Annotated in this window: 28 protein-coding genes; 21 read left to right on the top strand and 7 right to left on the bottom strand. The window is 75.2% G+C overall.

Features of this window, described 5'->3' with window-relative positions; translation table 11 throughout:
- The first annotated feature begins 17 nt into the window (after window positions 1-17).
- The 6 genes from BMY88_RS11005 (at window position 18) to BMY88_RS10980 (ending at window position 3,144) form a co-directional block, all read left to right on the top strand.
- Window positions 18-641, top strand: coding sequence for a YceD family protein (locus tag BMY88_RS11005; protein ID WP_091943061.1), 624 nt, complete (start codon window positions 18-20; stop codon window positions 639-641).
- A 1-nt stretch (window position 642) separates the two neighbouring features.
- Window positions 643-822: a 50S ribosomal protein L32 gene (gene rpmF, locus BMY88_RS11000; RefSeq protein WP_091943059.1), complete on the top strand. Its 180-nt coding sequence runs from the start codon at window positions 643-645 to the stop codon at window positions 820-822.
- 11 nt (window positions 823-833) lie between these two features.
- Window positions 834-1,604: a ribonuclease III gene (gene rnc / locus BMY88_RS10995; protein WP_211435599.1), complete on the top strand. Its 771-nt coding sequence runs from the start codon at window positions 834-836 to the stop codon at window positions 1,602-1,604.
- 7 nt (window positions 1,605-1,611) lie between these two features.
- Window positions 1,612-2,520, top strand: a complete 909-nt coding sequence (gene mutM / locus BMY88_RS10990) for a bifunctional DNA-formamidopyrimidine glycosylase/DNA-(apurinic or apyrimidinic site) lyase (RefSeq protein ID WP_091943058.1) — start codon at window positions 1,612-1,614, stop codon at window positions 2,518-2,520.
- On the top strand, window positions 2,517-2,792 hold the full coding sequence (locus BMY88_RS10985; RefSeq protein ID WP_091943056.1) for an acylphosphatase: 276 nt from the start codon (window positions 2,517-2,519) through the stop codon (window positions 2,790-2,792). Before mutM ends, BMY88_RS10985 begins: the two co-directional genes overlap by 4 nt.
- Before the next feature lie 148 nt (window positions 2,793-2,940).
- On the top strand, window positions 2,941-3,144 hold the full coding sequence (locus BMY88_RS10980) for a hypothetical protein (RefSeq protein ID WP_091943054.1): 204 nt from the start codon (window positions 2,941-2,943) through the stop codon (window positions 3,142-3,144).
- A 29-nt stretch (window positions 3,145-3,173) separates the two neighbouring features.
- Here BMY88_RS10980 and BMY88_RS10975 read toward each other — a convergent pair whose 3' ends face one another.
- Complete coding sequence (locus tag BMY88_RS10975; protein WP_211435598.1) at window positions 3,174-3,383, bottom strand: ferredoxin; 210 nt, start codon at window positions 3,381-3,383, stop codon at window positions 3,174-3,176.
- 53 nt (window positions 3,384-3,436) lie between these two features.
- On the opposite strand from BMY88_RS10975, the gene smc reads away from it, so the two are divergent.
- A complete protein-coding gene (gene smc / locus BMY88_RS10970) occupies window positions 3,437-7,003 on the top strand; it encodes a chromosome segregation protein SMC (RefSeq protein WP_091943052.1) in 3,567 nt (1,188 codons plus the stop codon).
- 104 nt (window positions 7,004-7,107) lie between these two features.
- Here smc and BMY88_RS10965 read toward each other — a convergent pair whose 3' ends face one another.
- The gene (locus BMY88_RS10965) at window positions 7,108-7,929 is read right to left on the bottom strand and encodes an endonuclease/exonuclease/phosphatase family protein (RefSeq protein ID WP_091943051.1); all 822 of its coding nucleotides are present in this window, start codon (window positions 7,927-7,929) and stop codon (window positions 7,108-7,110) included.
- A 4-nt stretch (window positions 7,930-7,933) separates the two neighbouring features.
- Complete coding sequence (locus BMY88_RS10960) at window positions 7,934-9,613, bottom strand: alkaline phosphatase D family protein (protein ID WP_091943049.1); 1,680 nt, start codon at window positions 9,611-9,613, stop codon at window positions 7,934-7,936.
- 73 nt (window positions 9,614-9,686) lie between these two features.
- Between BMY88_RS10960 and ftsY the strand changes: the two genes are divergently transcribed.
- Window positions 9,687-10,901, top strand: a complete 1,215-nt coding sequence (gene ftsY / locus BMY88_RS10955; RefSeq protein ID WP_091943047.1) for a signal recognition particle-docking protein FtsY — start codon at window positions 9,687-9,689, stop codon at window positions 10,899-10,901.
- 41 nt (window positions 10,902-10,942) lie between these two features.
- On the opposite strand, the gene BMY88_RS10950 is transcribed toward ftsY, so the two are convergent.
- The 4 genes from BMY88_RS10950 to BMY88_RS23830 are packed head-to-tail and all read right to left on the bottom strand — an operon-like array spanning window position 10,943 to window position 13,572.
- On the bottom strand, window positions 10,943-11,692 hold the full coding sequence (locus tag BMY88_RS10950; RefSeq protein WP_091943045.1) for an energy-coupling factor ABC transporter ATP-binding protein: 750 nt from the start codon (window positions 11,690-11,692) through the stop codon (window positions 10,943-10,945).
- Window positions 11,689-12,471 (bottom strand): cobalt ECF transporter T component CbiQ, encoded by a 783-nt coding sequence (gene cbiQ, locus BMY88_RS10945; protein ID WP_091943393.1) that lies wholly within the window; start codon window positions 12,469-12,471, stop codon window positions 11,689-11,691. The genes BMY88_RS10950 and cbiQ overlap by 4 nt, the downstream gene beginning before the upstream one ends.
- A gap of 10 nt (window positions 12,472-12,481) precedes the next feature.
- On the bottom strand, window positions 12,482-12,868 hold the full coding sequence (locus BMY88_RS23835; RefSeq protein ID WP_170861068.1) for a PDGLE domain-containing protein: 387 nt from the start codon (window positions 12,866-12,868) through the stop codon (window positions 12,482-12,484).
- A complete protein-coding gene (locus tag BMY88_RS23830) occupies window positions 12,865-13,572 on the bottom strand; it encodes an energy-coupling factor ABC transporter permease (RefSeq protein ID WP_170861067.1) in 708 nt (235 codons plus the stop codon). Before BMY88_RS23830 ends, BMY88_RS23835 begins: the two co-directional genes overlap by 4 nt.
- A 384-nt stretch (window positions 13,573-13,956) precedes the next feature.
- Between BMY88_RS23830 and BMY88_RS10935 the strand changes: the two genes are divergently transcribed.
- The 13 genes from BMY88_RS10935 (at window position 13,957) to rplS (ending at window position 26,147) form a co-directional block, all read left to right on the top strand.
- Window positions 13,957-15,297 (top strand): ammonium transporter, encoded by a 1,341-nt coding sequence (locus BMY88_RS10935; protein WP_091943043.1) that lies wholly within the window; start codon window positions 13,957-13,959, stop codon window positions 15,295-15,297.
- The gene (locus tag BMY88_RS10930; RefSeq protein ID WP_029432903.1) at window positions 15,294-15,632 is read left to right on the top strand and encodes a P-II family nitrogen regulator; all 339 of its coding nucleotides are present in this window, start codon (window positions 15,294-15,296) and stop codon (window positions 15,630-15,632) included. The genes BMY88_RS10935 and BMY88_RS10930 overlap by 4 nt, the downstream gene beginning before the upstream one ends.
- A 125-nt stretch (window positions 15,633-15,757) precedes the next feature.
- Entirely contained in the window at window positions 15,758-18,133 is a 2,376-nt protein-coding gene (locus tag BMY88_RS10925; RefSeq protein ID WP_091943041.1) for a [protein-PII] uridylyltransferase, read from the top strand.
- A 104-nt stretch (window positions 18,134-18,237) separates the two neighbouring features.
- On the top strand, window positions 18,238-18,432 hold the full coding sequence (locus tag BMY88_RS23385; protein ID WP_139220457.1) for a hypothetical protein: 195 nt from the start codon (window positions 18,238-18,240) through the stop codon (window positions 18,430-18,432).
- A gap of 73 nt (window positions 18,433-18,505) precedes the next feature.
- The gene (gene ffh, locus BMY88_RS10920; protein ID WP_091943039.1) at window positions 18,506-20,068 is read left to right on the top strand and encodes a signal recognition particle protein; all 1,563 of its coding nucleotides are present in this window, start codon (window positions 18,506-18,508) and stop codon (window positions 20,066-20,068) included.
- A gap of 4 nt (window positions 20,069-20,072) precedes the next feature.
- Window positions 20,073-21,158 carry an amidohydrolase family protein gene (locus BMY88_RS10915; RefSeq protein ID WP_170861066.1) on the top strand — a complete coding sequence of 362 codons (1,086 nt, stop codon included), beginning with the start codon at window positions 20,073-20,075 and terminating at the stop codon, window positions 21,156-21,158.
- Window positions 21,159-21,204: 46 nt separating this feature from the next.
- On the top strand, window positions 21,205-22,956 hold the full coding sequence (locus BMY88_RS10910; protein ID WP_091943037.1) for a proline--tRNA ligase: 1,752 nt from the start codon (window positions 21,205-21,207) through the stop codon (window positions 22,954-22,956).
- Between the two features lie 169 nt (window positions 22,957-23,125).
- Window positions 23,126-23,584 carry a 30S ribosomal protein S16 gene (gene rpsP, locus BMY88_RS10905; RefSeq protein WP_091943035.1) on the top strand — a complete coding sequence of 153 codons (459 nt, stop codon included), beginning with the start codon at window positions 23,126-23,128 and terminating at the stop codon, window positions 23,582-23,584.
- Window positions 23,585-23,587: 3 nt separating this feature from the next.
- On the top strand, window positions 23,588-23,824 hold the full coding sequence (locus BMY88_RS10900; protein WP_091943033.1) for an RNA-binding protein: 237 nt from the start codon (window positions 23,588-23,590) through the stop codon (window positions 23,822-23,824).
- Window positions 23,825-23,836: 12 nt separating this feature from the next.
- Entirely contained in the window at window positions 23,837-24,376 is a 540-nt protein-coding gene (rimM, locus tag BMY88_RS10895; protein WP_091943031.1) for a ribosome maturation factor RimM, read from the top strand.
- Window positions 24,373-25,131, top strand: coding sequence for a tRNA (guanosine(37)-N1)-methyltransferase TrmD (gene trmD, locus BMY88_RS10890; protein WP_091943029.1), 759 nt, complete (start codon window positions 24,373-24,375; stop codon window positions 25,129-25,131). The genes rimM and trmD overlap by 4 nt, the downstream gene beginning before the upstream one ends.
- Window positions 25,124-25,624: an NUDIX hydrolase gene (locus BMY88_RS10885; RefSeq protein ID WP_091943027.1), complete on the top strand. Its 501-nt coding sequence runs from the start codon at window positions 25,124-25,126 to the stop codon at window positions 25,622-25,624. Before trmD ends, BMY88_RS10885 begins: the two co-directional genes overlap by 8 nt.
- Before the next feature lie 166 nt (window positions 25,625-25,790).
- Complete coding sequence (rplS, locus tag BMY88_RS10880) at window positions 25,791-26,147, top strand: 50S ribosomal protein L19 (protein WP_091943025.1); 357 nt, start codon at window positions 25,791-25,793, stop codon at window positions 26,145-26,147.
- The last annotated feature ends 3 nt before the right edge of the window (window positions 26,148-26,150 follow it).

Raw genomic sequence — 26,150 nt, 5'->3', positions numbered from 1 at the left:
GACCCGTGAGTATCGACATGCCTGCCGCATCGCAGCCCCGCTCCGGCGCCGCGTCCACGGACGCCCGGCGTCCCGCCGCCGACCCCTGGCGCGTGGACCTGCGCGAGCTGGGCCGCCGGGCCGGATCGATGACGGAGCTGGACCGCACCCTGCCGGCCCCGGAGGGCTTCCGGGTCGAGCTCATCGGCGTGCCCGTGGGCGCGCCCGTCCGGCTGCACCTGCGGCTGGAGGCGGTGATGGAGGGCGTGCTCGTCTCCGGGACGGTCGAGGCGCCGCTGACCGGACAGTGCGCGCGCTGCCTCGAGGACCTCGAGGACACCCTCTCCCTGCCGGTGCAGGAGCTGTACGCGTACGAGGGCAGCACCACCGAGGCCACCACCGAGGAGGACGAGGTCCGCTTCGTCGAGGGCGAGCGCATCGACCTCGAGCCGATGGTGCGCGACGCCGTCGTCCTCGCCCTTCCCCTGTCCCCGACGTGCACCGAGGACTGCTCGGGTCTGTGCGTCGACTGCGGCGAACGTCTCGACGACCTCCCCGCCGACCACTCGCACGACGTGGTCGACCCCCGCTGGGCCGGCCTCGCCGGCAAGCTCACACCTCCGCCGGGCGCTCCTGGCGGTACCAACCCGAAGGAGAACTGACGTGGCCGTCCCGAAGCGGAAGATGTCCCGCAGCAACACCCGCGCGCGCCGCTCGCAGTGGAAGGCGACCGCCCCCACCCTGTCGCCGTGCTCGAACCGGGCCTGCGGCGAGCTCAAGCCCCCGCACCAGGCCTGCCCGACCTGTGGTCAGTACGAGGGCCGTCAGGTCCTCTCGGTCTGATCCGACCGATCGTGGGGAGTCCCGCCGCGGCCGCACCGGCCGCCGGCTCGGCGCCGTCTCCGGCGGGGCCGGCCCACGCCGGAGCCGCGGCCGCCTGGCTGCTCGACGCCCTCGGGGTCGAGCTGCCCGGCGGCCTGCTGGGGTTGGCGCTCACCCACCGCTCGTACGCCTACGAGAACGGCGGCCTGCCGACCAACGAGCGCCTGGAGTTCCTCGGCGACTCGGTGCTCGGCCTGGTCGTCACCGACGAGCTCTACCGCAGCCACCCCGACCTGCCCGAGGGGCAGCTGGCGAAGCTGCGCGCCTCGGTGGTGAACATGACCTCGCTGGCCGGGGTCGCCCGCCGGCTGGGCGAGGGCGGCATCGGCCCGCACCTGCTGCTGGGCCGCGGCGAGGAGACCACCGGCGGCCGGGAGAAGGACTCGATCCTGGCCGACGCCATGGAGGCGCTCATCGGCGCCGTCCACCTCGGGCTGGGGCTGGACGTCGCCGCCGCGATCGTGCACCGGCTGTTCGACCCGCTCCTGGCCGAGTCGGCCACCCGCGGCGCCGGCCTGGACTGGAAGACCAGCCTCCAGGAGCTGGGCGCGGCGCGGGGGCTCGGTGCGCCGACCTACGTGGTCGAGGACACCGGCCCCGACCACGCGAAGAGCTTCACCGCCGCCGTGCTGCTGTCGGGCACCGAGTACGGACGGGGCGGGGGACGCACCAAGAAGGCCGCCGAGCAGGAGGCCGCCGAGGCCGCCTGGCGGGCCCTGACCGTCGCCGCGGCCGAGGACTGAGCCGCCCGTGCCCGAGCTGCCCGAGGTCGAGGTGGTGCGCCGCGGCCTGGAGCAGTGGGTCGCCGGCCGGACCATCGCCGCGGTGGAGGTGCACCACCCCCGCGCGGTGCGCCGCCACCTGGAGGGCACCGACCACTTCGTCGCGGCCCTGACCGGCCGCACGCTGACGGCCGCCCACCGCCGCGGCAAGTACCTCTGGCTGCCCGTCGCCGAGCCGGGTGGCGCGCCGTCGGGTCACGCGCTCGTCGCCCATCTGGGCATGAGCGGGCAGCTGCTCGTGGAGAAGCGCAGCCAGCCCGACGAGGTGCACCTGCGCGCCCGGTTCACCTTCACCGACGGCGGGCGCGAACTGCGCTTCGTCGACCAGCGCACGTTCGGGGGGCTGGCGGTCGAGGAGTCTGCCGGGGAGGGGCTGCCGGCGCGGCTGGCGCACATCGCCATCGACCCGCTGGACCCCGCCTTCGACGAGACGGCGTTCAGCGCAGCGCTGCGCCGCCGGCACACCGAGGTCAAGCGGGCCCTGCTGGACCAGACCCTGATCGGCGGGGTCGGCAACATCTACGCCGACGAGGCGCTGTGGCGGGCACGGCTGCACGGTGCCCGGCCGACCGACGCGCTGACCCGCCCCCAGGTGGCGGCGCTCCTGCAGGGCGTGCGCGACGTGCTGGGGGAGGCCCTGGCGCAGGGCGGGACCTCCTTCGACTCGCTCTACGTCGACGTCAACGGCCAGAGCGGCTACTTCTCCCGGTTCCTGGCGGTCTACGGACAGGCCGACCGGCCCTGCCCGCGGTGCGGCACGCCGATCCGCCGGGAGTCGTTCATGAACCGGTCCAGCTACAGCTGCCCGGTCTGCCAGCCCCGCCCGCGGACCCGGCGGCAGTCGGCAGAGCCGCGGGCGAGGCGGGCGCGCACGTGACCGAGCCGGTGCGGGTCGTCGCGCTCGTGTCCGGCCGGGTGCAGGGCGTGGGCTACCGCTGGTTCGTCCGGGGCCTGGCCCGCGGCGCCGGCCTGGCCGGGACGGCGACCAACCTCCCGGACGGCCGGGTCGAGGTGGTCCTCGAGGGCCCGGCGGACGCCGTCCGGGCCACCGTGGCCGCCCTCGCCGGCCCGGACGCGCCCGGGGCCGTGGGCTCGGTGGACACCCGGGACGGCGTGGTGCAGGGGGTACAGGGCTTCACGACGGCGTGACGAAGACGACATCCCCTGGACACGGGCACTCGGCAGTGTGGCGTTGACCTGCGTGTCCCTCCCTGTCACCCTTGTGGTATCCAGCCCGCGCCGACCGCGATCCGGGGCGCTGGGCACACCTCTCGCTGTCAGGAAGGCCACCACAGCCATGGCCAAGGCACTGTTCGGTCACGTCGTCAGCCCGGCTGAGCTCCGGGTCGTCGAGGAGAACGCCGCCCTGCGAGCGCGAGTACGCCGGCTGGAGGCCGAGCTGGCGGAGCTGCGCACGCAGCGCGACGCCGCCCGCGACGCGGCGATCGCCTCCGAGCTGCTGAGCATGGCCGGCGACAGCGCCGAGCCGGCGCTGGCCTGAACGAGGGCCCCCGCAGCGGGGCCCGCGAGCTATTCCGCGGTCGGCCGGAGGCTGAGGGCGCGCTTCGGGCAGCTGTCCACGGCCTCGCGGACCCGGTCGAGCAGCGCCTCGGGCGGGTGCTCCTGGAGCACGTACAGGAAGTTGTCCTCGCGGACCTCGAAGACCTCGGGCGCGATGCCCATGCAGACCGCGTTGGACTCGCAGAGGTCGAAGTCGGCGCTCACCGTGTAACCAGCCACGCCCGGAGCGTACGCAGCGCCGGGGCGGTCGGCTGCACTAGCCTCTGGCTCCCGTGCACCTGTCGAGCCTGACGCTCAAGGGCTTCAAGTCCTTCGCGTCCCCGACGACCCTGCGTCTCGAGCCGGGGATCACCGCCGTCGTCGGCCCCAACGGGTCGGGCAAGTCCAACGTCGTCGACGCCATCGCCTGGGTCCTCGGCGAGCAGGGGGCCAAGAGCCTGCGCGGCGGCAAGATGGAGGACGTCATCTTCGCCGGCACCGCCGGCCGCCCGCCGCTGGGCCGGGCCGAGGTGACCCTGACCATCGACAACGCCGACGGCGCGCTGCCGATCGACTACACCGAGGTCTCGATCACCCGCCGGATGTACCGCTCCGGCGAGAGCGAGTACGAGATCAACGGCGACAAGGTGCGCCTGCTCGACGTCCAGGAGCTGCTCAGCGACTCCGGCATCGGCCGCGAGCAGCACGTGATCGTCGGCCAGGGGCAGCTCGACGCCGTGCTCTCCGGCCGGCCCGAGGACCGGCGCGCCTTCGTCGAGGAGGCCGCCGGCGTGCTGAAGCACCGCCGGCGCAAGGAGAAGGCGCTGCGCAAGCTCGACGCGATGCAGGCCAACCTCGACCGTCTCGGGGACCTGACCGCGGAGCTGCGCCGCCAGCTCAAGCCGCTGGGCCGCCAGGCCGAGGTCGCCCGCCGCGCGGCCGGCGTCCAGGCCGACCTGCGCGACGCCCGGCTGCGCCTGCTCGCCGACGACCTCGTGCACCTGCGCGACGCCCTGGACAGGGACGTCGCCGACGAGACCGCCGCCCGGGAGCGCCGCGCCGTCGTCGAGGCGGAGCTGGCCGCGGTCGCCGGTCGGGAATCCGCGCTGGAGCGCGGGCTGGCGGCCAACGCCCCGCTGCTGGGCGGTGCCCAGGACACCTGGTACCGGTTGTCGGCGCTGGGCGAGCGGTTCCGCGCCGTCGCTGCGCTCGCCGGCGAGCGGCACCGCCACCTGTCCGCGCCGCAGGCGGCGGCGTCCGGCGGCCGCGACCCCGACCAGCTCGAGGCCGAGGCCGACCGGATCGCCGCGGCCGAGGCCGAGCTCGCCGAGGGCCTCGCCGCCGAGCGGGGCCGGCTGGCCACGGCCGTCGCCGCCCGCGCCGAGCTGGAGCAGGCCCTCGCCGCCGCGGAGCAGGCGTGGGTCGCCGCCAGCCGGGCGCTCGCCGACCGCCGCGAGGGCCTGGCGCGGCTGTCCGGCCAGGTCGCGGCCGCCCGGTCCCGGGTCGGCGCCGGGCAGGCCGAGATCGACCGGCTGCTCACCGCGGCCACCGAGGCCGCCGGCCGCGCCGAGGAGGCCGCGGACCGGCTGGCCGGGCGCCGCGGCGCGCTCACCGAGCAGGAGGAGTCCGACAGTGCGCTGGTCACGGCGCACTCCGACGCCGTCGCGGCGCACGCCGAGGCCGCCCGGCTCGTCACCGAGCTGACCGCGGCCGAGCGGGCCGCCGAGCGCGACCGTGCCGGCGCCGCCGCCCGCCGCGAGGCGCTGGCCTCCGGCCTGGCCCCCGCCGACGGGGCCGCCGCCGTGCTCGCCGCCGGGCTGCCCGGGGTGCTGGGCCCGCTGGCCGACCGGATCGCCGTCGTCCCGGGCGCCGAGACCGCCCTGGCCGCCGCGCTGGCGGGGATGGCCGACGCCGTCGTCGTCACCGGGGTGGCCGAGGCGGCCGCGGCGCTGGCCCACCTCAAGGACGTCGCCGGCGGCCGGGCCGCGCTGCTGGTGACCGCCGGCCTGCCGCCGCTGCCCCGCGACGGTGAGCCCGGGCTGCCCGAGGGCGCGCGGTGGGCGCTCGACCTGGTGGATGCGCCGGCCGAGCTCGGTCCGGCCCTGGCGCGGGCCCTGGACCGGGTCGCCGTCGTCCCCACTCTCGACGCCGCGACCGTGCTGGTCGGCACCCATCCGCGGCTGCGCGCCGTCACCGCCGCCGGCGACCTGGTCGGCGCCGACTGGGCCGCCGGCGGCCAGGCGAACGCGCCCACCGGCCTCGAGGTCCGGGCGCGGGTGGAGGAGGCCGGCCGGGAACTGGAGGGCGCGGCGGCGCGCGCCGCGGCCCTCGCCGAGCAGCTCGCGGCGGCCCGGGAGGCGGCCCGGGCGCGCTCCGCGGAGGTGGAGACGGCGCTGGCCGCCCGCCAGGCCGCCGACCGCAGCCGCTCCGCCGTCGCCACGGAACTGGCCGAGCTCGGTGCCGCCGCGCGGTCGGCGGCCGCGGAGGCCGAGCGGTCGTCCGCCGCGCGGGTCCGGGCCGAGCAGGCGCTGGAGCAGGCGGAGTCGACGCTCGGCGAGCTGGCGGACCGGCTCGCCGCCGCGGAGGCGGTGCCGCTGGAGGACGAGCCGTCGACCGAGGACCGCGACCGGCTGCGGCTGGAGGTCGCCGCGGCGGGCCGTGCCGAGACCGAGGCCCGGCTCGCGGTGCGCACCGCCGAGGAGCGCGCCCGGGCGCTGACCGGCCGCGCGGACTCCCTGCGTCGTCAGGCCCGGCAGGAGCGGGCCGCCCGGGAACGTGCGGCCGCCGCCCGCGCCGCCCGGGAGCGCGGCGCCGTCGTCGCCGGCCGGGTGCGCGCCGACGCCGAGGGAGCGCTCACCGCGCTGGCCGGGTCGCTGTCGCGCGCCGCCGCCGAGCGGGACGAGCTGGCCCGCCGGCGTAGCGCCGCGGAGGCGGAGCTGCTCGAGGTGCGCAGCCGGGTGCGGACGGCGACCGGCGAGCTGGAGCGGCTCACCGACGAGGTGCACCGGGACGAGGTCGCCCGCGCCGAGCAGCGGTACCGGATCGAGGCACTGGAGGCCCGGGCGGCCGAGGAGTACGGCGTCGACCTGCCCACCCTGGTCGCCGAGTACGGGCCCGCGGCGCCGGTGCCGCCGTCCCCGGCGGAGCTCGCCGCCGCGCAGGCGGCGGGGGAGCCCGAGCCGGAGCCGGTGCCCTACGACCGGCCCGCCCAGGAGCGCCGCGCCGCCCGCGCCGAGCGCGACCTCGCCACGCTGGGCAAGGTCAACCCCCTGGCGCTGGAGGAGTTCGCGGCGCTGGAGGAGCGGCACACCTTCCTGGCCACGCAGCTGGAGGACCTCAAGGCCACCCGCCGGGACCTGCTCACCGTCGTCCGCGAGGTCGACGGCCGGATCCACGACGTGTTCGCCGCCGCCTTCGCCGACGTGCAGCGTGAGTTCGAACAGGTCTTCGCGGTGCTGTTCCCCGGCGGCCAGGGGCGGCTGACGCTCACCGACCCCGAGGACATGCTGACCACGGGCGTCGAGATCGAGGCCCGGCCGCCGGGCAAGAAGGTCAAGCGGCTGTCGCTGCTCTCCGGCGGCGAGCGCTCGCTGACGGCGGTCGCCCTGCTCGTGGCGATCTTCCGGGCCCGGCCGTCGCCGTTCTACGTGCTCGACGAGGTCGAGGCAGCCCTGGACGACGTCAACCTCGGCCGGCTGCTCACCCTCGTCGAGCAGCTGCGGGCGACGTCCCAGCTGATCGTCATCACCCACCAGAAGCGGACGATGGAGATCGCCGACGCCCTCTACGGCGTCAGCATGCGCGGCGACGGGATCACCGGCGTCATCAGCCAGCGCCTCCGCGACGCCGAGCCCGCCTAGACCCGGGCAATTCCGCGCTTCTGCCCGGGGCAATTCCGCGCTCCTGCCCCGGGGCAATTTCGCGCTTCTGCCCGGGGCAATTCTGCGCAATTGCACTGGGGGCGCTACACCCCCGAGGGGACCAGCAGATCGACCACGAGCGGCAGGTGGTCCGACGCGCCCTCGGCGTCGAGCACCCGCGCCGAGGCGACGCCGACGCCCTCGGATACCCATACCTGGTCGATCCGCCGCCGCGGGGCGCCCGCCGGGTGGGTGAGCCCCTGGCCGCTGGTCCAGAACCGCCAGCCGGCCCGGTCCTCCTTCTCCCCGGCGAGCTCCCACGCGTCGGTGAAGCGGGCGTGCAGGGGCTCCAGCTCCGGCGCGTCGGGCGAGGCGTTGAAGTCCCCGACGAGCACGCCGGTGGCCATCGCCCCGGTGTGCAGCGCGGCCAGGGCGGCCACCTGCTCGGCCCGCTCGGCCGCCGAGCTCGTGGTCAGGTGCGTGGCAGTGACCCACAAAGCGCCGCCGTCGAGCTCGACCATCGTCTGCAGGGCGCTGCGCGGCTCGCCCCCGCCGGGGAGCCGGTGGACGTCGCTGACGAGCACCGGCAGGCGGGAGAGCAGCGCGTTGCCGTACTGACGACGGTCACCCCCGTCGCGGCGCGGCTCGTCGATGGCCGGCCCCCACGCCAGGTGCATGTCCAGGGCGCGGGAGAGCAGCAGGGCCTGGTCGACGTCCTCGCTGCGCGGGCCGAAGCGGCGGTCGACCTCCTGCAGGCAGATCAGGTCGGCGTCGGCTGCGGCCAGCACCGTGGCGAGCCGGGCCAGGTCGTGTCGCTCGTCGGTGCCCACGCCGTGGTGGGTGTTGAAGGTGACGAGGCGGACGGGGATCGGCGGCTGGTCCGGGCCGGGAGCCGGCCGGGGGGAGTCGGTCGCTGCGTCGCTCACGCGCTCAGCCTGGCACCCCCGCGGCCACGGAGCCGGTCAGCGGCAGGTCGAGCACCTGGTCGAGGCCCTCGCGGCGGTGGTCCTCGCGGTCGGTGACCAGCAGGCGGAACCGTGCGTCCGGCCCGTCGAGCACGAGCTCGCCGATCTGGTTGCCGAAGAACGGGCCGGCGGCCTTCGTCCAGCCCAGCGGCGAGGGCCGGACGCGGGCGAGCCGGGCGATCCGCGTGGTGAACCGGCGTGCCCAGCGGCTCCAGCCGAGCCGGAAGCCGACCTCGATGGGGTGCGGGGCGGAGTTGTGCAGCGGCGAGACGGTCAGCTGGTGCACCCGCGAGTCGAGGCCGCCGGGCTCGGTCAGCTCGGCGGCGTAGGCGTGGTGCACGTCGCCGGACAGCACGAGCACCGACGCGGGCGCGGGCCCGGCCTCGCCGCGGGCCAGGGAGGTGACCGCCCGGCCCAGCCGCTCGAACGAGTGCCCGAACGCGGCCCAGTGCTCCAGGTCGGCGGCCTGGCGCAGCTTCTCGGCCAGCCGGCCGAGCGGCCGGCCCTCGTGCCGCACGTTGAGCGTCTCGTTCCAGCGCTCGATCTCGTGGATCGCGTGCGGCAGCAGCCAGGGCAACGACGTCCCGAGGACGACGTGGTCCACGCCGTCGGCGACCGCGCGGGCCATCTCCGCCTCGACCCAGTCGAACTCGGCGTCGTCCAGCATCTGCCGCGCCTGCTCGTCGAGCACCCGGCCGGCGCGGCTGTCGATCATGACCAGTCGCACGTCGCCCCAGTGCCGGACGTAGCTCCAGCGGATCGACCGGGGATCGCCGTCGGCGGCGACGGCCATCTCCCGCAGCAGCGGCTCGGCGTCGCCGGGGAAGTCCTGCACCCGCTGCCAGACCTCGTTGGCGGCCAGCTCCGCGGGGCTCAGGTTGCCCAGGTGCTGGTAGATCCAGTAGCTCGCCAGCCCGCCGGCGATGCGGTCGGCCCACCAGTCCCCGGTGGTGACCTCGCGGCGCCAGGCGGCGGAGGTGTTCCAGTCGTCGATCATCTCGTGGTCGTCGAAGATCATCGACGACGGGATGGTCGACAGCAGCCAGCGCACCTGGGGGTCGGTCCAGGACTCGGCGTAGAGCCGGGTGTACTCCTCGAAGTCCGCGACCTGCGTGCCGTCGGGCGCCGGCTCGCCCCGCCGGAGGCCCAGCCAGGTGCGCGTCGCCTTCGTCAGCTCGTCGGCGTAGACCTGGTCGCCGAGCAGCACCAGCGCGTCGGGCCACTCGTCCTCGGGCAGGGCGGCCACGCGGCTGGCGTAGGCGTCCAGCGCGTCGGGCGGAATGCCCTCGGAGAGAGCGACGGTGCTGGGAGTGGCGTAGCGGCAGGAGCCGAACGCGAGGGTGAACGGGCCCGGTCGCCCGGCGGTGCGGATGCGGCTGGGCGGGAGCGCGGACGCCGCGTCCGGCCAGACCCGCGCGCCGTCCAGGTGCACCTCGTACGGCGTGCTGCTCCCCGGCTCCAGCCCCTCGACGACGACCAGCGCGTAGTGGTGGCCCCCGACGTCGAAGGTGCGGGCGCGGCGCCCCAGCACCGCCACCTCGCAGGCGCGGTCGGTCTCCACCCACACGGTCGCCGACACCGGGTCGACGTGCCGCAGGAGGGGGCCGATCAGGAGGGCCGGGGGCGTCGCGGCGGTCGTCGGCATGCGGGCCAGCCTCCCACTCCGGACCTGGTGTCGCCCTCGATGCGGGCGGGGGATCTCCTGGGAGACTGACGGCATGGAGTTCGTGCTGATCGCGGTCGCGATCCTCGTCGTCGCCCTGCTGGTCGGCGCAAGCCTGCTGGTGAACCGCGGCCGGCGGACCACCCGGCTGGACGACGACACGTCCGCGGGCACCACGCTCACCCGGCCGCGCCCGCCACAGGCCCCGACGACCGACCCCGCCGCCCAGGCCGGGGCCACCGCCAGCGGGCAGGGCACGACGGCCGCGGAGGACACGCGCCCCGACGTCCCCGTCGAGCTGCCGCCGGCCGAGCCGGAGCCCGGGCTGGTCTTCGAGACCCCGCCGCCCTCGGCCGGCCGGCTGGTGCGGCTGCGCGCGCGGCTGGCGCGCTCCCAGTCCTCGCTCGGCCGCGGCCTGCTCACCGTGCTCGCCCGGGAGAAGCTCACCGAGGACGACTGGGAGGAGATCGAGGAGACCCTCCTGGCCGCCGACGTGGGGATCGGCGCGACCACGCAGATCGTCGACCGGCTGCGCACCCAGTCGATGGTGCTGGCGACCGCCTCCGGCAGCGACCTGCGCGCGCTGCTGGTGCGCGAGCTGACCGCCGTCCTCGGCCCGGACCTCGACCGCACCCTGGGCGTGCAGCGGCACGAGGGGCGCCCGGGCGTCGTCCTGGTGGTCGGCGTGAACGGCGCCGGCAAGACGACGACGGTCGGCAAGATCGCCCGCGTGCTCGTCGGCGACGGCCGCAGCGTCGTCCTCGGCGCCGCGGACACCTTCCGCGCCGCCGCCGCCGACCAGCTGGAGACGTGGGGCGAGCGGGTCGGGGTGCTCACCGTGCGCGGCAAGGAGGGCGCGGACCCCGCCTCGGTGGCGTTCGAGGCGGTGCGCACCGGCGTCGAGGCCGAGGTGGACACCGTCGTCGTCGACACCGCCGGGCGGCTGCACACCAAGTCCGGCCTCATGGACGAGCTCGGCAAGATCAAGCGGGTCGTGGAGAAGCAGTCGCCGGTCACCGAGGTGCTGCTGGTGCTCGACGCGACGACCGGGCAGAACGGCGTCGTCCAGGCGCGGGTGTTCACCGAGGCGGTCGAGGTCACCGGCGTCGTCCTCACCAAGCTCGACGGCACCGCCAAGGGCGGCATCGTCGTCTCGGTGCAGCGCGAGCTCGGCATCCCGGTGAAGCTCGTCGGGCTGGGGGAGGGCGCCGACGACCTCGCGCCGTTCGAGCCGGAGGCCTTCGCCGAGGCCCTCGTCGGCGGCGAGTAGCGGAGTGCGGGAGCGCAGGTTTCCTGCGCTCCCGCACTCCGTTAGGGCACGCGGGTGGGGTCGAAGCCGTAGGGCAGCTCGAGCCGGTGCCGGCCCAGCAGGTCGGCATCGGCGAGCAGCTCGCGGGTCGGGCCGTCGGCGACGACGACGCCGCCGTCGAGCACCACCGAGCGCGGGCACAGCTGCAGGGCGTAGGGCAGGTCGTGGGTGACCATCAGCATCGTCACCGGCAGGCCCGTGAGGACCTCGGCCAGCTCCCGCCGGCCGGCCGGGTCGAGATTGGACGACGGCTCGTCGAGCACCAGCACCTCGGGGTGCATCGACAGCACGGTGGCGACGGCGACGCGGCGGCGCTGGCCGAACGACAGGTGGTGCGGCGGGCGGTCGGCCACCCCGGCCATGCCCACCTGGGCCAGGGCGGCGGCGACTCGCGCGGCCACCTCGACCTCGGGCAGGCCGAGGTTGCGCGGCCCGAAGGCGACGTCCTCCCCGACGGTCGGCATGAACAGCTGGTCGTCGGGGTCCTGGAAGACCACGCCCACCCGGCGCCGCACCTCCTGCAGGGTGCGCTTCTCCACCGGCAGGCCGGCGACGGCGACCCGGCCCCGGCCGCCCCGCAGCACCCCGTTCAGGTGCAGCACGAGCGTCGTCTTCCCGGCGCCGTTGGGGCCGAGCAGCGCCACCCGCTCGCCGGGGTCGATGCGCAGGTCCACCCCGAAGAGCGCCTGGTGCCCGTCCGGATAGGCGTACGCGACGTCCTCGACCAGGAGCGAGGGCGGTGCGGCGGTCACCCGACCAGCATCCCCGTCCCGAGCACGGCGGCGGCGGCCAGGGGCAGGCTCAGGCCGAGCGCCCAGGAGCCCGGGCGGACGGCGGCGGCCGGGGCGGCGGCCAGCCGGCCGGTGTACCCGCGGGACAGCATCGCCAGGTGCACCCGCTCGCCGCGCTCGTAGGAGCGGACGAACAGCGACGCCGCCGCCGGGCCCAGCACCCGCAGCGCGCCGAGGTGGCGGGCGCGGAAGCCGCGTGACTCCCGGGCCACCCGCATCCGCCGCAGCTCCCCGGAGACGACGTCGGCGTAGCGGATCATGAACGACAGGATCTGGACGAGCGCGGCCGGCAGCCGCAGCCGCTCCAGCCCGCGCAGCAGCTCCCGGGCCTCGGTGGTGGCGGCGAGCACGGTGGCGGCGAGCACCGACAGCGTGGCCTTGGCCAGCAGCCCCCCACCGGCGGTCAGCCCGCTCTCCGACAGCGACAGCCCGGCGACCTCGACCCGCGGACCGCGGGAGACGAACGGCAGCAGCAGGGCGAAGACGACGAACGGCAGCTCGACCGCCAGCCCCCGGGCCAGCCGGCCCGCGGTCAGCCCGGCCACGGCGGCGACGGCGAGCACCAGCACCCCGAAGGCGGCGTAGGCCGCCCACGCCCAGCCGGCGTGCACCGGCGTCGCGACGACGACGAGGGCGAAGGCCACGACCGCGACCAGCTTCACGTGCGGCGCCAGCCGGTGGACCACGCTGGAGCCGGGGACGTAGACGGCGCCCAGGGCCCCGCCGTGCCCCCTGCCCATCGGACCGCCCTCAGCCGGCCCGGTCGGCGGCGACCGGCTCGCCCGCGTCCTGCTGGCCCGCGTCCTGCCCACCCGCGTCCTGCCCGGCCGCCGAGGCGGCGCCCGAGCGGCGGCGGAGCACCAGGGTGAGGCCGCCCGCGAGGGCCAGCGTGACCAGGACGCCGATCACGCCGGCGACCCCGCCGGACAGCCGGCCGTCGTCGACCCCGCTGACGGCGTAGTCGGCCAGCGGGGAGTCGGCGGTGGCGCTGTCGCGCGCGGTGTCCCCGAAGCCCTCCTCCTCGGCCGACCACTCCAGCCCGTCGGGGGAGGAGGAGGCGTAGTAGCTGCCCACGCCCGCGACGAGCAGCGCCAGCAGCAGGCCCACCGCGAGGAACCCGAGGGTGCGGCGGCTCACCGGGCAGCCCCGGCGGCCGGCGCCACCTGCGGCCGCGGGGCCAGGTCGGTGGGCCGGCGCAGGTGCGCCGCCCCGTGCACCAGGTCGGGCCGGACCGTCAGCACGGCGCCGAGGACGGCGACGGTGATGGCGGCCTCGCCCGCCCCGATGAACAGGTGGATGCCGCCCATCGTCGCGGCGACGGCACCGAGCGAGACGTCGGCGACCCCGCCGACGGCGAACAGCCCGACGAACGCCAGCGCCGACGCCGGGACCGAGATCAGCGCCCCCGCGGCCGCCCCGGCCAGGACGGCGGTGCGGGTCGGCGGCAGCAGCCGGACGAGCAGCCGGAAGACGCCGTAGCCCAGCACCACCGCGACCAGCCCCATGAGCGTGACGTTCGTGCCGAGGGCGGTGAGCCCCCCGTCGGCGAAGAGGACGGCCTGGACGACCAGGACGACGGTCATGCACAGCACCGCCGTCCAGGGCCCGACGAGGATCGCCGTCAGCGCACCGCCGATCAGATGCCCGCTGGTGCCGGCGCCGACCGGGAAGTTCATCATCTGCACCGCGAACACGAAGGCCGCGGTGAGGCCGGCGAGGGGGGCGGTGCGCTCGTCCAGCTCGCGGCGGGCGCCGCGCAGGGCGACCGCGACGGTGCCGGCTGCCACGAGGCCGGTGGCCACCGAGGTCGGGGCGTCCAGGAAGCCGTCGGGGACGTGCACGCTGCCTCCGCAGGGGTCGGCCGGGTGGACCGGTCGGCCCGCCGCGAGCTTATTGCACACAGTTCGCAACTGCGAAGCGGTCGCGACTGTGCGGGCGACCGGCCCGGCGATGTGCTGCCGGTCACGCCACGCGGGCCCGGCAATGCGCGCGAAACACGATTCCCGGACACGCGGACCGGAGTTCACGACCCGGAAACAGTCGGGTGCCGCCAGTGGAAACAGGAGCCCGGCACGGTAACCGCCACGGTCGCTGCCACGGATGGGCGGCGCCGCCCCCACCCGCTCCACCGTCCACCGCCGGGCAGCGCCCGCTCCCGGCGTCCGAGTACCCCGCCGCTGGCGGGTCCGCGGCCCCGCGCCGCCCACCACGACAGGAGGATTGCCGTGGACACCGGCAACACCGCCTGGATCCTCACCAGCGCGTCGCTCGTGCTGTTGATGACCCCGGGCCTCGCGCTCTTCTACGGCGGCATGGTCCGCGCGAAGAGCGTGCTCAACATGATGATGATGAGCTTCGGGGCGCTGGCGCTCATCCCCGTGCTGTGGGTGCTCTACGGCTACTCCATCGCCTTCGGCGACGACGTGGGCGGCGGCCTGCTCGGCGACCCGACCGAGTTCTTCGGCCTCAAGGGCCTCATGACCGACGACCCCGAGGCCGCACTCCCGGCCATGGCGTTCGTCGGCTTCCAGGCGGTGTTCGCGATCATCACCGTCGCCCTGATCTCCGGTGCCATCGCCGACCGGGCCAAGTTCGGCTCCTGGATGGTCTTCGCCGGCCTCTGGGCGACGATCGTCTACTTCCCGATCGCGCACTGGGTCTTCGACTTCACGCTCACCGGTGAGGACGGCGTGGTCACCCACACCGGCGGCTGGATCGCCAACAACCTGAAGGCGATCGACTTCGCCGGTGGCACCGCGGTGCACATCAACGCCGGTGCGGCCGCCCTGGCCCTGGCCCTGGTGCTCGGCACCCGGCGCGGTTTCGGCCGCGACGCGATGCGTCCGCACAACCTGACGCTGGTCATGATCGGCGCGGGCCTGCTGTGGTTCGGGTGGTTCGGCTTCAACGCCGGCTCGGCGCTGGCGGCCAACAACACCGCCTCGGTCGTCTGGGTCAACACGCTGGTCGCCACCGCCGCGGCGACGCTCGGCTGGCTGCTCCTGGAGAAGCTGCGCGACGGTCACTCGACCTCGCTGGGCGCCGCCTCGGGCGTCGTCGCCGGCCTCGTGGCCATCACCCCGTCGTGCTCGGCGGTCTCGCCGATCGGCGCGATCATCATCGGGCTGCTCGCCGGCGTCCTCTGCGCCCTCGCCGTGGGCCTGAAGTACAAGCTCGGCTACGACGACTCGCTCGACGTGGTCGGCGTGCACCTGGTCGGCGGTCTCTGGGGCACCATCGCCATCGGCTTCCTCGCCGACCCCGACGCCCCGGCCGGCGTGGAGAGCCTCTTCTTCGGCGGCAGCGTCGACCAGCTGTGGCGGCAGGTCGTGGGGGCCCTGGCGGTCCTCGTGGTCTCGTTCGTCGCGACCTACATCATCGGCACGATCATCCAGAAGACCATGGGCTTCCGCATCGCCGAGGAGGACGAGGTGACCGGCATCGACCAGGTGGTGCACGCCGAGTCGGGGTACGACTTCGCCTCGCTGGGAAGCAGTGGAGCCACCGCGCCGCTCGGTGGTCAGGCCCGGGCCGAGGCCCGCAACATCGAAGGGAGCCGGGCATGAAGCTCGTCACCGCCATCGTCAAGCCGTTCAAGCTCGACGACGTCAAGAACGCGCTCGAGCTGATCGGGATCGCGGGGCTGACCGTCAGCGAGGTCCAGGGCTTCGGCCGCCAGCGCGGCCACACCGAGGTCTACCGCGGTGCGGAGTACCAGGTGGACTTCGTGCCCAAGGTCCGCATCGAGATCGTGGTCGGCGAGATCGACGCCGCCCGCGTGGTCGACGCCATCGTCGAGTCGGCCTCCACCGGCCAGATCGGCGACGGCAAGGTGTGGGTCACCACGATCGACGAGATCGTGCGGGTCCGCACCGGAGAGCGCGGCGCCGACGCCCTCTGAGGCACTCCGCACGGACGTCGGCCGGGGTGGAGGGGGCGACCCCCCACCCCGGCCGACGCGTTCCCGGCGCCTCCCGGCGCTCCACGCCGCCCCTCGCGGGCGCCGACGTCATCCATGGGGGAGACGTGCTGGACATCGACTCGCTTCCCGCACTGTCGCGGGCCCAGCGGGTGCAGACCCTCGACGCCTGGCTCGCCGGGCTGCTCGACGCCGCGGTCGCCGGCACGCCGCCGCCGGCCACGCGGCGCGGTGCCGCCCCGCCCCGCAGCGGCACCGAGGGGCTGGCACTGGTCGCGGTCGGCAGCCTCGGCCGGCGGGAACCGCCGCCGCACGGCGACCTGGACCTGGTGCTGGTGCACGACGGCCGGCCGGAGATCGCCGCCCTCGCCGACGCCGTCTGGTACCCGGTGTGGGACGCCGGGCTGCGCCTGGACCACTCGGTGCGCTCGATCGCCGAGGCCGTCGCGGTGGCGTCGATCGACGTCAAGGCCGGGCTCGGGCTGCTCGACGTCCGGCTCGTGGCCGGCGACGCCGACCTGGCCGCCCGGCTGCGGACCGCCAGCCTCGGCAGCTGGCGGCAGTCGGCCTCCCGGTTGCTGCCCCAGCTGCGCGACCTGCGCCGGGAGCGGGCCCGCAAAGTCGGCGAGCTGGCCTTCCTCCTCGAGCCGGATCTCAAGGAGGCCTACGGCGGCCTGCGCGAGGGGCAGGTGCTGCGCGCGGTCGCCGCGGCGCAGCTCGCCGACGAGCCCTCCCGCGAGGCCGAGGAGGCGTACGCCTTCCTGCTCGACGTGCGCGACGAGCTCCGCCGCCGGTCCGGCCGCGCCCAGGACGTGCTCGTCCGCCAGGAACAGCGGCCCGTCGCCGCCGCGCTCGGGCTGGCCGACGAGGACGCGCTGCTGCGCCAGGTCAGCCTGGCCGGGCGCCGGCTGGCCTTCGTCGCCGACGAGACGTGGCGGCGGGTGGAGGCGGCATTGGTCCGCCGTCCGCGGGCGCGCTACCGCCGCGTGCACCGCGAGCCCCTCGCCGAGGGCGTCGTCCGCCAGGGCGACGAGGTGGTGCTCGCCCGCGACGCGCGGCCGGCGACCGACCCCGGTCTGGTGCTGCGCGGCGCCGCTGCGGCGGCCCGCGCCGACCTGCTGCTGTCGCCCTACACGCTCAAGGTCCTGGCGGTGCACAGCCCGCCGGTGCCCGAGCCGTGGCCCGCGGAGGTCCGCTGGTCGTTCCTGCGGCTGCTGGCCAGCGGCCGCAGCGCGGTACCGGTCATCGAGCAGCTGGACCAGGAGGGCCTGCTGGCCTCGCTGCTGCCGGAGTGGGACCGCGTCCGGTCGCTGCCGCAGCGGCACCCGTGGCACCGCTTCACCGTCGACCGGCACCTCGTGGAGGCGGCGGCCGCGGCGGCGGAGCTCACCCGCGACGTCGACCGGCCCGACCTGCTCCTGGTCGGCGCGCTGCTGCACGACATCGGCAAGGGCTGGCCCGGTGACCACAGCGTCGTCGGCGAGCCCATCGGCGCCGACATCGCCACGCGCATGGGCTTCGCGCCCGACGACGTGGCCACCATCGCCGCGATGGTCCGCCACCACCTGCTGCTGCCGGACACGGCCACCCGCCGCGACATCGACGACCCGGCCACCATCGAGCGGGTCGGCGAGACCCTCGGCGGCGACCCCGCGCTGCTCCAACTGCTGCACGCGCTCGCGCAGGCCGACGGCGCCGCCACGAGCACCTCGGCGTGGTCGCCGTGGAAGGCGCACCTCGTGGCCGCGCTGGTCGCCCGGGTCCAGGGCAGCCTCGGCACGGGGAGCGGCGCGACCGGGCTGCCCGCGCACGAGCCGGTGCTGCACCCCACGCAGCCGCAGGTCACGGCGTCGGCGTCGGAGGCCGCGGGGGCCGCCTCCGCGGTCACGGTCGGCATCGAGGACGTCGCCGACGGCCAGCAGATCACCGTCGGCGCCCCCGACCGGCGGGGCCTGTTCAGCGTCCTGGCCGGGGTCATGGCCCTCAACCAGCTCGACGTCCGGGCGGCCAAGGTGAACGTGCTCGACGGCCGGGCGACGGCGGTCTTCGCCGTGCGGCCGCGGTTCGGGCGCGCGCCGGTGGCGACGATCCTGGCCGACGCCGTCCGCGCCGCGCTCGAGGGGACGCTGCCGCTGGCCGAGCGGCTGCGCCAGCGGGAGGCCGACTACCGGCAGGACGCGACCCGGGCGGCGCCCTCGCGGATCTCCTGGCACGACTCGGAGGCCAGCGGAGAGTCCAACAGCATCGTCGAGGTGCGCGCCGGCGACCGGGCGGGGCTGCTGTACCGGCTGACCGCCGCGCTGGCCGGCGAGGGCCTCGACGTCACCTCCGCCCGGGTCGAGACCCTGGGCGCCGACGCCGCGGACTACTTCTACGTGTGCAACGCCACCCGCGAGCCGATCGACGCCGCCCAGCGCGCCCGCGTGGAGAGCGCCCTGGTCGAGGCGACGCGCGGGGTCCCGGAGGCGGTGACCAGCGCGTAGCGCGGCCGACACGCCGGACGGGGCCACCGGTCTGTCGGAGGGCCGTGCTCTCCTCGGTCCGGAGCGGGACGGAATCGTTCCGCCCGGAGCCGAGAGGAGTGCGCGTGTCCGCCGTCCATGATGTGCCGAGCCGCGACTGGGCCTGCCCCGACTGCGGCGACCTCCGGGAGTTCGTGCAGCCGCCGTGCGCCGACGGGCACACCGACGAGGGTGGCGAGTGCCCGGAGTGGGTCTGCGCCGACTGCGGGGCCGCCGTGTTCGCCGGGCCGACCCCGGTGACCATGCGCCGGGCCGCCTGACGCCCGCACCTCGATACCCTGGGGCCAGGAGGCGCGGCTGGCCCGCGCCCGCGACTCTCCCTGAGGACGGCTTGTGTTCGAGACCCTCTCCGACCGCCTCGACAAGGTCTTCACCGGCCTGCGCGGCAAGGGCCGGCTGACCGACGCCGACATCGACGCCACCGCGCGCGAGATCCGCATCGCGCTGCTGGAGGCCGACGTCGCGCTGCCGGTGGTGCGCACCTTCATCAACGCCGTCAAGGAACGGGCCCGCGGCTCCGAGGTCTCCGGGGCCCTCAACCCCGCGCAGCAGGTCATCAAGATCGTCAACGAGGAGCTCGTCCAGGTCCTCGGCGGCGAGACCCGGCGGCTGCGCTACGCCAAGACCTCGCCGACGGTGATCATGCTCGCCGGCCTCCAGGGCGCCGGGAAGACGACGCTGGCCGGCAAGCTCGGCACGTGGCTGAAGAGCCAGGGGCACACGCCGCTGCTCGTGGCCGCGGACCTCCAGCGGCCCAACGCGGTCAACCAGCTCGCGATCGTGGCCGGGCAGGCCGGGGTCGACGTCTACGCGCCCGAGCCGGGCAACGGCGTCGGCGACCCGATCAAGGTCGCGGCGGACTCCATCGACCACGCCCGCCGCACGATGCACGACGTCGTCGTCGTCGACACCGCCGGCCGGCTGGGCATCGACGCCGAGATGATGCAGCAGGCCGCCGGCATCCGGGACGTCGTCCGTCCCGACGAGATCCTCTTCGTCGTCGACGCGATGATCGGTCAGGACGCGGTGACCACCGCGGAGGCCTTCCGCGATGGCGTCGGCTTCACCGGTGTCGTCCTGACCAAGCTCGACGGCGACGCCCGCGGTGGTGCCGCGCTGTCGGTGCGGTACGTCACCGGCCAGCCGATCATGTTCGCCTCCACCGGCGAGAAGCTCACCGACTTCGACGTCTTCCACCCCGAGCGGATGGCGTCGCGCATCCTGGGGATGGGCGACGTGCTCACCCTCATCGAGCAGGCCGAGCAGGCGTTCGACGCCGACCAGGCCGAGCGGATGGCGGGCAAGCTCGCCTCCCGCGAGGGCTTCACGCTCGAGGACTTCCTCGAGCAGATGCTGACCATCCGCAAGATGGGCCCGATCGCCAACCTGCTCGGGATGCTGCCCGGCGCCGGCGCGATGAAGGAGCAGCTCAAGCAGGTCGACGACCGCGACCTGGACCGCACCGCGGCGATCATCCGCTCGATGACGCCGCAGGAGCGGGTCAACTCCAAGATCATCAACGCCTCGCGGCGCGTCCGCATTGCCAACGGCTCCGGCGTCAGCGTCACCGACGTCAACCAGCTGCTGGAGCGCTTCGCGCAGGCCCAGAAGATGATGGGCCAGATGGCCGGCAGCATGGGCATGCCGGGCATGGGCCCGATGTCGAAGAAGGCCCGCGGCCGGCAGATGCAGGCGCAGTCCGCGAAGGGCAAGAAGGGCAAGAAGGGCAAGGGGAAGGCCCCGGCCCGCCGGCCGATGGGCGGCGCGGGGCTGCCGCCGGGTGCGGGCTTCCCGGGCGGGGGCATGCCCGGCGGGATGCCGAGCCTGCCGCCCGGCCAGGGCCTGCCCGACCTGAGCAAGCTGAACTTCGACCAGTTCAAGGACGGCGGACGCTGACCCCGTGACCCTCCCGGCGCTGCACGTCTCCGGCGTCGTCCTCCCCGAGGGCGAGCACCGGGACCTGTGGCTGCGCGACGGCCGGATCACGTCCGAGCCGGTGCCGGGTGCCGAGACCGTCTCCCGCGGCGGCTTCGTGCTGCCCGGGCTGGTGGACGCGCACTGCCACGTGGGCATCGCCCGCGGCGGGGGGCACGTCGAGACGTTCGACGGGCTGCGCGAGCAGGCGCTCGCCGAGCGGTCCGCCGGGGTCCTGGCGCTGCGCGACTGCGGGGCGCCGGTCGACACCCGCGCCCTGGACGACGAGCCCGACCTGCCCCGGATCATCCGCGCGGGCCGGCACCTGGCCCGCACCCGCCGGTACATCCCCGGGCTGGGCATCGAGCTGGAGCCCGGGGACCTCGTCGACCAGGTGCGGGTGCAGGCCCGGCGCGGCGACGGCTGGGTCAAGCTCATCGGCGACTGGATCGACCGCTCGGTCGGCGACCTGGCGCCGGAGTGGCCGGCCGACGTGGTGGCAGCCGCGATCGCCGCCGCGCACGAGGCGGGCGCCCGGGTCACCGCGCACACGTTCGGCACCGACGCCCTGCCCGCCCTGATCAGCGCCGGCATCGACTGCGTCGAGCACGGCACGGGGCTGACCGAGGAGCTGATCGGCGAGATGGCCGCCCGGGGCACCGCCGTCGTCCCCACGCTGGTCAACGTCGAGAACTTCCCGGGGTTCGCGGCGTCGGGGGAGGCGAGGTTCCCGGCCTACGCGTCCACGATGCGGCGGCTGCACGCGCAGTCGGGCGCGGTCGTCCGGGCCGCCTACGAGGCCGGCGTCCCGGTGTTCGCCGGCACCGACGCGGGCGGCGGCATCGAGCACGGCCGGGTGGCCGACGAGATCCGCGCGCTCGCGGCCGCCGGACTGCCCGCCGAGGCGGCGCTGGCCGCCGGGTCGTGGGCGGCGCGCACCTGGCTCGGCCTCCCGAACGTCGACGACGGCGCCCCCGCGGACCTCGTCGTGTACGACGCCGATCCGCGCACCGACCTCGACGTCCTCGCCCGTCCGGCGCTCACCGTCCTGCGCGGCCGCGTGTACCGCTAGGAAACCCGGGGGCGGTCCCGCACGGTCGCCTGGGAGGATCGGCGTCGTGCTCCTCCGGATGTCGACCCTGTTCCTGCGCACGCTCCGCGACGACCCGGCCGATGCGGAGGTGCCCAGTCACCGCCTGCTGGTGCGGGCCGGCTACATCCGCCGCGCCGCGCCGGGGGGCTTCACCTGGCTCCCGCTGGGCCACCGGGTGTTCCGCAACGTCGAGCGCGTCGTCCGCGAGGAGATGGACCGGATGGGCGCCCAGGAGGTGCACTTCCCCGCGCTGCTGCCGCGCGAGCCCTACGAGGCGACCAACCGGTGGACCGAGTACGGCCCGAACCTCTTCCGGCTGACCGACCGCCGGGGCAACGACTTCCTGCTCGGGCCCACGCACGAGGAGATGTTCACGCTCCTGGTGAAGGACCTGTACTCGTCGTACAAGGACCTGCCGCTGTCGCTGTACCAGATCCAGACCAAGTACCGGGACGAGGCGCGGCCGCGGGCCGGCCTGTTCCGTGGCCGCGAGTTCACGATGAAGGACAGCTACTCCTTCGACGTCGACGACGCCGGACTGGACACCAGCTACACCGCCCACCGCGACGCCTACATCCGGATCTTCGACCGGCTGGGCCTGGAGTACGTCATCGTCTCCGCGATGTCGGGGGCCATGGGCGGCTCCCGCAGCGAGGAGTTCCTGCACCCGACGGAGATCGGCGAGGACACCTTCGTCCGCTCCGCCGGCGGCTACGCGGCCAACGTCGAGGCGGTGACCGCGGTGGTCCCCGATCCGATCCCGCTCGACGGGCTGCCCGCCGCCCACGTCGAGGACACCCCCGACACCCCGACCATCGAGACGCTCGTCGCGGTGGCCCGGCAGCTGTTCCCCGACGCCGGGTACACCGCCGCCTCGACGCTGAAGAACGTCGTCGTCACGCTGCTGCACCCCGACGGCAGCCGGGAGCCCGTCGTGATCGGCGTCCCCGGCGACCGCGAGGTCGACGCCAAGCGGCTCGAGGCCCAGGTCGCGCCCGCCGAGGTCGAGCCGTTCACCGAGTTCGACAAGCACCCCGCGCTGGTGAAGGGCTACATCGGGCCGCAGGTGCTCGGCGCCGACAGCGAGTCCGGCATCCGCTACCTCGTGGACCCGCGCGTCGTCGCCGGCACCCGGTGGATCACCGGCGCCAACGCGGCCGGGCGGCACGTGTTCGACCTGGTCGCCGGCCGGGACTTCACCTGGGACGGCGTCGTCGAGGCCGCCGAGGTGCTGCCCGGGGACCCGGCGCCGGACGGCTCGGGCCCGCTCGAGCTCGCCCGTGGCGTGGAGATGGGACACATCTTCCAGCTCGGCCGCAAGTACGCCGAGGCGCTGGACCTCAAGGTGCTCGACGAGAACGGCAAGCTGGTCACGGTGACGATGGGCTCCTACGGCATCGGCGTCTCCCGGGCCGTCGCCGCCATCGCCGAGTCGATGCACGACGAGCTCGGGCTGGTCTGGCCGCGCGAGATCGCCCCGGCCGACGTGCACGTCGTCGCCACGGGCAAGGACGCCGCCGTGTTCGAGGCCGCCGCGCAGCTGTCGGAGGCGCTCGTCGCCGCCGGGCTGACCGTGCTCTACGACGACCGGCCGAAGGTCTCGCCCGGCGTCAAGTTCAAGGACGCCGAGCTGCTGGGCATGCCGACGATCGTCACCGTGGGCCGCGGTCTGGCCGAGGGCGTCATCGAGGTGCGCGACCGCGCCACCGGCGAGCGCTCGGAGGTGCCGGTGGCCGAGGCCGCGGAACGCATCCGAGCGGAGGTCCGGGGGAGCTGACCCGAGCGGCCTCGATGCCCGGCGCGCGCGTCTGGCATCATGGTCGGTCGAACACGGCGGTGGCGGCCCTCTCACCGTTCCTGGCCGTGTCCCTCGCTCCGCCCCGGCGTACCCCCACACGCCGCACCGGCGAGCAACCACACAGCGTTCGAGGAGTACACCACCCACCGTGGCCACCAAGATCAAGCTCATGCGCCTGGGCAAGATGCGCGCGCCGTACTACCGCATCGTCGTCGCCGACTCGCGCACCAAGCGCGACGGCCGCTCGATCGAGACCATCGGCAAGTACCACCCGAAGGAGGACCCGTCCTTCATCGAGGTCGACACCGAGCGGGCGCAGTACTGGCTCGGCGTCGGCGCGCAGCCGACCGAGGCCGTCGCCGCCATCCTCCGGGTCACCGGTGACTGGCAGAAGTTCAAGGGCGAGGCCGCGCCGCCGCCCATGAAGGTCGCCGCCCCGAAGCCGGACAAGAAGGCCCTGTACGAGGCCGCCGTCCTCGCTTCCGGGAGCGAGCCGGCCGCCGGCGCGACCACCCCGAAGAAGAAGGCCGCTCCCAAGGCCGAGGCCGCCCCCGCCGCGGAGGACGCCGCACCGGCGGACGCTCCCGCCGAGACGCCCGCCGAGTAAGACATGGTGGAAGAGGCGCTCGAGCACCTGGTCAAGGGCATCGTCGACCACCCGGAGGACGTCCAGGTCGACCTGCTCACCGGCCGCCGTGGCAAGACCCTCGAGGTCCGGGTCCACCCCGACGACCTCGGCAAGGTCATCGGCCGCGGCGGGCGCACCGCGAAGGCGCTGCGCACCGTCATGACCGGGGTCGGTGGCCGGGGCCTGCGGGTCGACGTCGTCGACACCGACGGGCGCTGAGCGCACCTCCCCTTGAGCACCACCCCCGACGACACCGTGGTGGTCGGCCGCATCGGCCGGCCCCACGGTGTTCGTGGTCTCGTCACCGTCGAGGTCCGCACCGACGACCCCGATCTGCGCTTCACCGCCGGCGCCGTCCTGCTCACCGAGCCGGCCGAGCGCGGCCCGCTCACCGTCGTGACGGCCCGCTGGCACAGCGGCTCGCTGCTGCTGCAGCTGGCGACGCCGGACGGCGCGGTCGTCGGCGACCGCGAGACCGCCGACGCCCTGCGCAACACCCGGCTGCTCGTGCCGGTCGAGGCGCTCCCAGAGCTCGACGACCCCGACGTCTTCTACGACCACCAGCTGGTCGGCCTCAGCGCCCGCCTGCCCGACGGAACGGTCCTCGGAGAGGTCGACGGCGTCCGCCACGAGGGCGCCGAGACCCTCGTCGTGCGCCGCACCGAGGGCGGGGAGCTGCTCGTGCCGTTCGTCTCCGCCATCGTGCCGACCGTCGACGTGGCGGGAGGGTTCCTCGTCGTCGATCCGCCCGAGGGGCTGCTGGACCTGTGAGCACCGGACCCGTCGACCGGCCCTTCCGCGTCGACGTCGTCACGATCTTCCCGGAGTACCTCGCCCCGCTCCGGCAGTCGCTGCTGGGCAAGGCCGCCGAGCGGGGGCTGGTGGCCATCGGCGTCCACGACCTGCGGAACTGGACCGACGACGTCCACCGCACCGTCGACGACGCCCCCTACGGCGGCGGTCCGGGCATGGTGATGCGCCCCGAGCCGTGGGCGCGCGCCCTGGAGGAGGTGCGCCCGCCGGGCACCCGGCTCGTCGTGCCGACCCCGGCCGGGCGGCCGTTCACCCAGGCGACCGCGGCCGAGTGGGCGGGCGAGCCCGGTCTCGTCTTCGCCTGCGGCCGGTACGAGGGCATCGACCAGCGGGTCGCCGAGTGGGCCGCGGCAGCGGGGCCGGTGTCGGAGGTGTCGATCGGCGACTACGTGCTCGCCGGCGGCGAGTCCGCGGTCCTGGTCATGGTCGAGGCCGTCACGCGGCTGCTCCCCGGCGTCGTCGGCAACCGCGAGTCGGTCGAGTTCGACTCCCATGCCGACGGGCTGCTCGAGGGGCCCTCCTACACGCGCCCGGCGTCGTGGCGGGACCGCGAGGTCCCCCCGGTGCTGCTCTCCGGGGACCACGCGGCGATCGCCCGCTGGCGGCGTGCGGAGTCGCTGCGCCGCACGGCCGAGCGCCGTCCCGACCTGCTCGCCGCGCTGCCCGAGGAGACGCTGACCGGCGCCGACCGCGCGGTGCTCGACGATGCCTGACCGGGCGTGGGTCCGCCCCACCGCGCGGGTCGTCGTGCTCGATCCGGCGGGGCGGGTGCTGTTGCTGGGAGCGCGGCTGTCGGGCCCGGACGCCGTCCCCGGCGACGTGCTGTTCTGGTACACGCCCGGCGGGGGAGTGGAGGACGGCGAGACGGTCCGCGAGGCCGCCGTCCGCGAGCTGGCCGAGGAGATCGGCCTGGTCGTCGACCCGGCCGCGCTCGAGGGGCCGGTCTGGTTCCGCCGCCACATGGGCTCCTTCGGCGACCAGGACATCGACTCGCGGGAGACGTTCTTCGTGCTCCGCGACGTCGAGCACACCGTCGACGCCTCGGGGCGAACCGATCTGGAGCTGCTGGGCGACGAGCCGCACCGCTGGTGGTCGGTGGCGGAGATCGCGGTGGCCGCGGACGCGTTCGCGCCCGGCGACCTCGCCGACGCCCTCGCCGACCTGCTGCCGGGTCCGCACCGGGGGCCGCCGCGCTTCGTCTCGTGAAGTCGTGGCACAATCGACAGCTGCTGCACGACCGTCGGCCTGGCCGATGGGGCTCCCGCACGCCGGAGCTGCAGCTCCCCGGGACGGACAGCCGGGGCGCCCCGCTGTCCGAGACCGTTGAGACCATGCCGCCGAAGTACTTGGCCAGAACAAGAGGAACGCCGCGATGAACACCCTGGACGCACTCGACGCCGACTCGTTGCGCGACGACATCCCGGAGTTCCGCCCGGGCGACACCGTGAAGGTGCACGTCCGCGTCGTCGAGGGCAACCGCTCCCGCATCCAGGTCTTCCAGGGCGTCGTCATCCGGCGCCAGGGTGGCGGGATCCGCGAGACCTTCACCGTCCGCAAGGTCAGCTTCGGCGTCGGCGTGGAGCGCACCTTCCCGGTGCACACCCCCATCGTCGAGAAGATCGAGGTGCTGACCCGCGGTGACGTGCGTCGCGCCAAGCTGTACTACCTCCGCGAGCTGCGCGGCAAGGCCGCCAAGATCAAGGAGAAGCGCGAGATCATCTCGCGCTGACAC

It is taken from the genome of Trujillonella endophytica, from assembly GCF_900110555.1.
Classification (GTDB): domain Bacteria; phylum Actinomycetota; class Actinomycetes; order Mycobacteriales; family Geodermatophilaceae; genus Trujillonella; species Trujillonella endophytica.
Note: the sequence above shows the minus strand (reverse complement) of the source record. Positions and strands in the feature narration are given on the sequence as shown.

Excerpts from the sequence above, each read along its gene's own strand:
- BMY88_RS11005 (WP_091943061.1), top strand. The coding sequence starts at position 18 with ATGCCTGCCGCATCGCAGCCCCGCTCCGGCGCCGCGTCCACGGACGCC.
- BMY88_RS10980 (WP_091943054.1), top strand. The coding sequence starts at position 2,941 with ATGGCCAAGGCACTGTTCGGTCACGTCGTCAGCCCGGCTGAGCTCCGG.
- BMY88_RS10960 (WP_091943049.1), bottom strand. The coding sequence starts at position 9,613 with ATGCCGACGACCGCCGCGACGCCCCCGGCCCTCCTGATCGGCCCCCTC.
- ftsY (WP_091943047.1), top strand. The coding sequence starts at position 9,687 with ATGGAGTTCGTGCTGATCGCGGTCGCGATCCTCGTCGTCGCCCTGCTG.
- cbiQ (WP_091943393.1), bottom strand. The coding sequence starts at position 12,471 with ATGGGCAGGGGGCACGGCGGGGCCCTGGGCGCCGTCTACGTCCCCGGC.
- BMY88_RS10930 (WP_029432903.1), top strand. The coding sequence starts at position 15,294 with ATGAAGCTCGTCACCGCCATCGTCAAGCCGTTCAAGCTCGACGACGTC.
- BMY88_RS10900 (WP_091943033.1), top strand. The coding sequence starts at position 23,588 with ATGGTGGAAGAGGCGCTCGAGCACCTGGTCAAGGGCATCGTCGACCAC.
- BMY88_RS10885 (WP_091943027.1), top strand. The coding sequence starts at position 25,124 with ATGCCTGACCGGGCGTGGGTCCGCCCCACCGCGCGGGTCGTCGTGCTC.
- rplS (WP_091943025.1), top strand. The coding sequence starts at position 25,791 with ATGAACACCCTGGACGCACTCGACGCCGACTCGTTGCGCGACGACATC.